Source organism: Shewanella sp. (genome assembly GCF_048265805.1).
GTDB lineage: Bacteria > Pseudomonadota > Gammaproteobacteria > Enterobacterales > Shewanellaceae > Shewanella.
The window spans coordinates 41,498-48,427 of the sequence record NZ_JBLXAT010000029.1 but is presented as its reverse complement, the minus strand read 5'-3'; the positions used below and the strand labels follow the sequence as shown (position 1 = coordinate 48,427).

Annotated in this window: 6 protein-coding genes, 1 tRNA gene and 1 pseudogene; 3 read left to right on the top strand and 5 right to left on the bottom strand. The window is 48.6% G+C overall.

Annotated features, from left to right (window positions below; genetic code table 11):
* A partial coding sequence (locus tag ACN0TT_RS17025) for a hypothetical protein (protein WP_417763341.1) occupies positions 1-282 on the bottom strand: 282 nt, incomplete at its 3' end.
* 337 nt (positions 283-619) lie between these two features.
* Between ACN0TT_RS17025 and ACN0TT_RS17020 the strand changes: the two genes are divergently transcribed.
* The 3 genes from ACN0TT_RS17020 to ACN0TT_RS17010 all read left to right on the top strand — a co-directional run bounded on the left by ACN0TT_RS17020 (position 620) and on the right by ACN0TT_RS17010 (position 2,443).
* A tRNA-Leu gene (locus tag ACN0TT_RS17020) sits at positions 620-706 on the top strand.
* A 621-nt stretch (positions 707-1,327) separates the two neighbouring features.
* A complete protein-coding gene (locus tag ACN0TT_RS17015; RefSeq protein ID WP_417763340.1) occupies positions 1,328-1,456 on the top strand; it encodes a hypothetical protein in 129 nt (42 codons plus the stop codon).
* 240 nt (positions 1,457-1,696) lie between these two features.
* A complete protein-coding gene (locus tag ACN0TT_RS17010) occupies positions 1,697-2,443 on the top strand; it encodes an META domain-containing protein (protein WP_417763339.1) in 747 nt (248 codons plus the stop codon).
* 103 nt (positions 2,444-2,546) lie between these two features.
* On the opposite strand, the pseudogene ACN0TT_RS17005 reads toward ACN0TT_RS17010, so the two are convergent.
* The 4 genes and pseudogenes from ACN0TT_RS17005 to yegD all read right to left on the bottom strand — a co-directional run.
* Positions 2,547-3,068, bottom strand: a pseudogene (locus ACN0TT_RS17005) (DUF481 domain-containing protein); the annotation flags it as partial.
* A gap of 213 nt (positions 3,069-3,281) precedes the next feature.
* Positions 3,282-4,412, bottom strand: a complete 1,131-nt coding sequence (locus ACN0TT_RS17000) for an HlyD family secretion protein (protein WP_417763338.1) — start codon at positions 4,410-4,412, stop codon at positions 3,282-3,284.
* Between the two features lie 31 nt (positions 4,413-4,443).
* Positions 4,444-4,833, bottom strand: coding sequence for a DUF3302 domain-containing protein (locus tag ACN0TT_RS16995; protein ID WP_417763337.1), 390 nt, complete (start codon positions 4,831-4,833; stop codon positions 4,444-4,446).
* Between the two features lie 514 nt (positions 4,834-5,347).
* Positions 5,348-6,700: a molecular chaperone gene (gene yegD, locus ACN0TT_RS16990; protein ID WP_417763336.1), complete on the bottom strand. Its 1,353-nt coding sequence runs from the start codon at positions 6,698-6,700 to the stop codon at positions 5,348-5,350.
* Between the last annotated feature and the right edge of the window lie 230 nt (positions 6,701-6,930).

Sequence of the window (6,930 nt, the reverse complement as noted above, 5' to 3'; positions counted from 1 at the left end):
GCCAAGAAGAGCGTTTCCCATAACAAGCCTAATAAAACAAACCCCGGCTAAAAAACCGGGGTTTGTCATTAATCTGAGGGCAGCGTAAGCTGCCCTAAAAAGAGATGTTGAATTATATAAAGCCAAAACGGCCAACTCTACACAGAGCATGCTAAAACGCATATTGAAGTGTGAACGCTCAAACTCCGTAAAGTAACGGTGAGTTAACTTTGCGGAGTAAAGGAAGCTATAGCCAAATAGTGTCGAGCAACACTCGGCGAACTCCTCTTTTTGTAAAGCCATACAAAACTAATACAGCTCCCACCTGTGCAATACGATCCAGATCAACATCTCGATGATATTTATTTAAGTGCTGACATCGGCGATAACGAAATCTTGCCACAGTGCAAAAAATCAATACTTGCTGATAGGCTACATCCAAAACTTGCGAGCAAACATCTTGATTTGCGGGTAAATTTACGGCAGGTTGCTAGTTAAAAATACGCTTAGAAGAAAAAATAAGCATACGATACAGAAAATGCAAATAGGGTGTGGAAAGCACTTGCGATTCCGTAACGCAACTGTATAATTCGCTCCGTTCTCTGATGAAAGCATCTTGAAGAACAAATTAAAAATATGTGCCAGAGTGGTGAAATTGGTAGACACAGGGGATTCAAAATCCCCCGCCCTTAAAAGCGTGACGGTTCGAGTCCGTCCTCTGGTACCATCTCCCTGAGAGATAATAAGCCGACATTAAGTCGGTTTTTTTGTGCCTGAAATTTGATATCGGTTTTAAACTTCAAATACAGTTGCTGCTAGCAAACCTGTGAGCACAGGGGATTCGCTCTCAACAACATCGGCCCTGCCTTTAAAAGCGTGACGGTTCGAGTCCGTCCTCTGGTACCATCTCCTTGAGAGATAATAAGCCGACATTAAGTCGGTTTTTTTGTGCCTGAAATATGGTGTGCCGGCGGTTTTAAGCTCCACACTGTGTTGCTAGCAAGCCTGTGAACACAGGGGATTCGCTTTCAACAGTATCGGCCTCGCCCTTAAAAGCGTGACGGTTCGAGTCCGTCCTCTGACCATCTCCGAGTGAGATAATAGGCCGACGAAAGTCGGTTTTTTTGTGCCTGTTTTCAGGTGATTATCACACCCAGCCTCTCTCGTTTACCTTTACGCTTTTTCATCAACTTCCCACTGTTAGTCACGCGCTTTAGTCGGTTCAATCGTCAATCTTTGCAAGTTTTTTTGCTTGTTGTCACCGTTACCTTAAATACCTCCATCCTGTAGTAGCGTAAGAAGTTGGGGTCCCACATGGTGATCTGATCCAGTACTGTCGCGCGTTTACATGCACAGGCACAGTTTCGTGCAGATGTCGCTGCTGCTACAGGAGTTAGTTGGCATTCGAGCTCAGGGATTGAAACCTGCGGGGGATTGCTTAGCCGAAGCGGTATTACTGGGCTTATCAACGCCGTGATACTTGTCTATTTACTGGTCATCTTGGCTGGTTGTACTGAAGAGGATGTACTAAGCTTGTGAAGATTAACATCTGCTAACTGCTTGTTATTTAGTATGTAGCGGCTCACGTTAGCGATAAATGTCGAGTCATGTAATACGGCGTTTATGCGGTTCGTTTTCATCACGCTTAAACTCGGGGGCTGATACAGTTAGGGATGTTGTTGCGGATAATATTTGGACTTTGCACTAAGGAAAGATTATGCAACGTGTATTATTGCTGCTGGCTACCATAGCCACTTTGGCTGGTTGTGCCAATCAACAACCTAGCGTGGATGCGCCGCCAGCATTATCGGGGATCTGGCGTGTAGAAGATGTGAATCAACGCGGTCTCATTGATAATAGTAAGGTGACGATGCAGTTTGATGCATCGGGACGGATTTCAGGTTCGGCAGGGTGTAACCAATATAGCGGCACATACAGCAGCCGCAGCGGCAAGTTTTCTGTCGCGGGGGTGGTTTCTACGCGTCGAGCCTGTGTACCGAGTTTAGGTACGCAAGAGCAAGATTTTCTCGCCGCACTCAATGTGGTCTCTCATTATGAAATTACCGAGCAAGGCCAGCTGATTTTCTACGATGCCAATAACCAACCCAAGTTAACATTGATGGAAATGAAGCGACAAATCCAGCCAACCCATCCTGCCGATGCTGGCGCCAAAGTGCCACCGTCAATGTTTGATTGCGACACGATTGGTACTATTTCGATGAAGTTTCTTGGGCCGGAAACCATCATGCTATCTAACGACAAAAACTCTGCGGTGCTACTGAGATCGCCTTCGGCGTCTGGCACTTTGTATGTTGGGCAAGAGATGTCGTTTTGGAATCAGCGCATGGCCAGCGCCACTGGGGCTAAATATCTTGGCAAGAACATCACCTTTTGGAATAAAGGTGCGGAAGCGACGTTTAGTTTGAATGAGCGCAAATTCACTTGCAGCAAACGCGCTAACTAACCGAAATTATTGTTTTGCGGTTAACAAGCGGCGCTCAATGAGTGCCGCTTGTGGCTATTTTACAGACGGTGTTTAGTGCATTATTGGCCGTATTCAATCAGGCTTACAGTTCAATTTCTAATGAGGTGATGGTGCGGTAGTCACTCTGCTTAGGCGCTTCGCCCTGCTTATCAGCCACGGGCGATGCCAAATGTTCCCACACAAATGATACGTCAAAGTCGATATCATCGGTCACTTCAAATTCGCTACTAAACTTGGCGTACTGTGCGTCGCCACCCGCGGCAGTTTGGGCCACGGTGTAGCGATAATCAAAACTCAAATCGATCGATGAAGAGAACTCATATTCCATGGTTGAGGCTAAGTAAACCGAGGTTGATGAGTTGATATCGCTTTCACCGTCTGCGACATTATCAAAGCGGGTGTGTTGAAATGCTGGGCCTGCGGCCAGATCCCAAGAAAAAGCATCAGTATCAAAGAAATAGTAACCCACCTCTGCACCTAACGTGTATTTGCTACCGATGTTTTGGAACGGATCACGATAGTATTCAAAGAACACCGGACGGAAGTAGATGCGGTGGGTGTAGAACCAGTCAAAGGTGCCATGGGCACGAATATTTTGCTCAGTGGTGTCGGTTCGAGTGGTTGGCTATACCCTAGCGTGGCGCACAGACCAAGGAAGATGATGCCTGCAACAACGTGAGAGACTGGCATAGTGTTATGGATGATTTTTATCAGCATGACCTCTATGTCTTTGGGAGATATCCTTCTCTTGGCGGTGGGAGGCGGTTGCTCCACGAGACTACATCTGTAGGCTCGTGGAGTGGAGCTACTCGGTGGATTAGTGATCTAAATAGAGATAGTTTTGCCAGCTCTTCATGCGGATAAGTACTTTGCGCATCACCGATACATGTTCGAAGTGATGTGAATAAACGGCGATCTCCACATTGGTGCCCATCGGTAGGTGGTATTCATCTAAGTTATCGTCGATTTTCAGTTTGACGAATACTTGCCCTGAGGTCACTAACGCTTGGGTGCCCAATAAGCGGCCTCCGGCTTGGATTTGGCTTTCAGCAATCGCAGGGAGAATCTCCACCACATGGCCTTTAAAGACTTTGCCGGGAATGGAGCGGAAGAGAAACTCTGCTTCATTACCGGGTTGTAAGCGCATCAACGAGTTTTGACGAAAGGCGCCTACGTAGGTACGTGGTTCAGCATGAACAAAGGTCATGACTGGCGCGAGCGGTAAGGGAACCGCCATTGCCCCTGGGCGCAGTGCTACTTGAGTAACATAGCCATCGGTTGGTGCTCTTACTGTTGCTTGCTCCAAGTTAAACTCGGCGCTGGCGAGTTGTGCTCTGGTGGTGGCAACGTCGGTGTTTTCGCCTTCAAACTCTGATGTTTTCGCGAGGCGGGTAGCTTCCTCTTGAGCGATTGCGGCTTTGAGCGCCGCTTGTGCCGCTTTGAAATTTTGTCTGGCGGTGTCCATTTGCTGTTCGGTAAAGGCGCCACTTTCATAGCCTTTTTTGTAGCGTTGATATTCACGTTCAGTGCGGTCTTTATCGGCTTGGTATTTTTCAGTATTGGACTGGGCTTGTACATAACTGGCATCCAGTCGCAGACTTTCCTGCATCGCTTTAGCGAGCGCTGCTTGTAGGCGCACAACCTCAGCCTTAAACGGCGTATCGTCAATTTTGAATAGTAAGTCTCCCTTATGCATCATGGTGTTAGGCACTGCATCTACCTCAGTAACGCGGCCACGAACCCCTGGCATAATCGGCGTTGTGGTATAGATTTGTGCGCCAACGGCGGTAAACGGGTGGTTATAGTTCATCAGCAAAATCAGTGCACCAATAAGGATGATGCCACCCAGTACGGCTGTTGGTACCGACCACTTGTTCAGCGGGATCTTAAAAATTTTGAATATCGCTACACAGATGGCGGTATAGGAAAGAATCAGCAACATATCCATGTTTGAGGTCCCTCAAAAGTTGGTCAGCGCGTTATTCTGCCGTGTCGTTTTTCGGGGCGGCCACCGGTGGTGTTACCGCGACGGTTTTCGGTTGGCCTAACTGTTGAATTTGCGTTTCTAGTTGGCTGACTTTCTCTGCCAGCAGCGAGATTTTATGCAGATTATCTTGATGTTCGCTTTCCAGCTTATTGAAGCCCCAACCGCGATCATCACGCCACAAGGTGGCCCAAATCCACAGGAACGGCCATAAGGCATGTAGGGTAAATAAACTGACCCAGCCCGCGGCGTGTATTGCATCTTGGTGCGGGTGATTACGCTTTTTAGCGATATCGTAAGGAATGTCATGAATGGCGATAATGCCGTAAAAGATGGTCAAACTAACGAATACGAGCATGCACAAGGCAAAATAATCCAAAAACATATTAAGTCCTTTTAAGCAATGACTTGACTGTAGGAACTGCCTCTCAGCTACTGCCAATACGGTACATTATTCCAATAGATGTTGACGCGATATTAGTCACATTAAATTTACGGTTTTTTTACATGTTTCAGTATAGATCATGCGGTGAACTTGTGGATGAAGCGGCATCGATCTGGCGCAGTACGCCATCGTCCGCAATATTTTCCATGACTAAAGGCTACTGCTAACAACGTGTGCCGAGTAACATTTGGCTTGAAGTGGATAATTCCGGAGCACACTCGGGAGCTATTCGAGTCTTCCTAAGCTCAATATTGGTGAGATAACGACCAATGCTGACGGAGCTTACAACCTAAACCAAGGTTGGGGGGCAAGCGGCTAAATTCGCCAATATTGGCGGAAGGGGGAAATTTGCAAAAGTGCGATAGTCATGGTGTGGGCGCTGCGTCAGTGGAACACGGCTAAGGGTATGGAATGTTGCCACAGTCGTTGCAGTGGCAACACGGTATCGCGGGGGTTAGGCAAACACTACGTCAGCCCAACGTGCCAGACCGGCAGTAACAGAGCCAAAGTCGTTACCGCTGACCAACGGCACATCTGGCAGCACATCCGCTACCGCTTGGCGCAGAATTGGTGAACGCGCTGAACCGCCGGTCATAAAGATGACATCTGGCTGTTCACCGCTTTGAGAAACGGCTTCTTTGACTAATTTACTGATCTGCTGTTTTGGCGTGTCGAGGGCTTGCTGCATCTCATCGAAGTTAATGTCGAAGGCCACGGTTTCTTTATCTACAGCGATCTGGCTGTTGTATGTTGGTGACGCAGACAGCGCAATTTTCGCTTCCTCGGCGCGGCGTACAATGCCGTAGCCCAGCGTGTCATGATAAACCGCTAACAAGCGTGCCAGTTTTTCCGGTTGTTGTGCTTCCTTGTGCAGCAGTTTTAGCTCCGCCAAGTTACGTTGACCGTAGAAGTCATTTTGTGCCGAGAGATCGTTGATCGCGATTGGATTCCACAACTGTTTCATCGGCATCTCTAAACCTGATTGCAGCAGAGTGCCAGCGCCAAAGTGGAGCATGAGCTGGTTAAACGCGAGATGGATATCCAAATCGTTACCGCCGACTCGTTGTCCGCTATGCGCTAACAAGCTGGCGCTGCGATCACTTTTTCCGCGCCAGTTGGGCCCCATGCGTAGCAGTGAGCAGTCAGTGGTACCACCACCGATATCGACCACCAATACAGTTTGTTCTTGGCTGAGGCTGGCCTCGTATTCGAGCCCTGCGGCCACCGGTTCAAATTGAAACTCAATGCGCTTGAATCCCGCACGGGTAGCGGCACGGCGTAGGATCTGCTCTGCCTGTTGGTTGGAGCTTTCACCGCCGCTGCCTTGGAAGTTGATTGGTCGGCCAATTACGGCATCATCAATGGCTTGTTGGCTTGCCTGCTCGGCGCGTTGTTTGATGTTGGCCATCATGGCGCAGACCAGATCTTCAAAAAAGCTCAGCTGTACCTGATGTAATCCCATCGCTCCCAAAAAAGATTTGGGTGATTTGACGTAATACAGATCTTGCGGATGGGCGAGGTACAGATCTAACGCTGCTTGGCCGAACAACAGATCTTCTGCATGCAGCTCAATGCCTTCTTCACGGTTGGCCGCCATCGCGCGGCGTAACAGTTGCTGCCCCGTAGCATCGCTTGGTTGAATATTGCTAAAGCGAAACAGGTGCTCAGACACGGCATCACGCGTGGGGGCGGCTAAGGTTGACGGCAGATAATGCTGACCATTTTCTAGCGCTAACAGCGTGGGCACGCCGTTGACCATACTCGCTACTGAACAGTTAGATGTGCCGTAATCAAAACCAATATACATAGTGCGCCCCAGCCGAGCTAAAAAGAAAAGCCGCATAAACTATCGTAAAAGCGCCGCGAATGCCAATGTTGATTACGCCCACGCGCCATGAGTGAGAGTTACGCGTGTCTTGGCATAAGTGGCATCACGCCGCGTAATTGCTGCTTGGTTGAACTCAGCATTAGCAGGTACGATGGTGGTTCAACACTGTCGCACGTCAGTGGCAAAAAGTCAGCTGCGCAGGTGGCCTC

Excerpts from the sequence above, each read along its gene's own strand:
- ACN0TT_RS17015 (WP_417763340.1), top strand. The coding sequence starts at position 1,328 with ATGCACAGGCACAGTTTCGTGCAGATGTCGCTGCTGCTACAGGAGTTA.
- ACN0TT_RS17010 (WP_417763339.1), top strand. The coding sequence starts at position 1,697 with ATGCAACGTGTATTATTGCTGCTGGCTACCATAGCCACTTTGGCTGGT.
- ACN0TT_RS17000 (WP_417763338.1), bottom strand. The coding sequence starts at position 4,412 with ATGGATATGTTGCTGATTCTTTCCTATACCGCCATCTGTGTAGCGATA.
- ACN0TT_RS16995 (WP_417763337.1), bottom strand. The coding sequence starts at position 4,833 with ATGTTTTTGGATTATTTTGCCTTGTGCATGCTCGTATTCGTTAGTTTG.
- yegD (WP_417763336.1), bottom strand. The coding sequence starts at position 6,700 with ATGTATATTGGTTTTGATTACGGCACATCTAACTGTTCAGTAGCGAGT.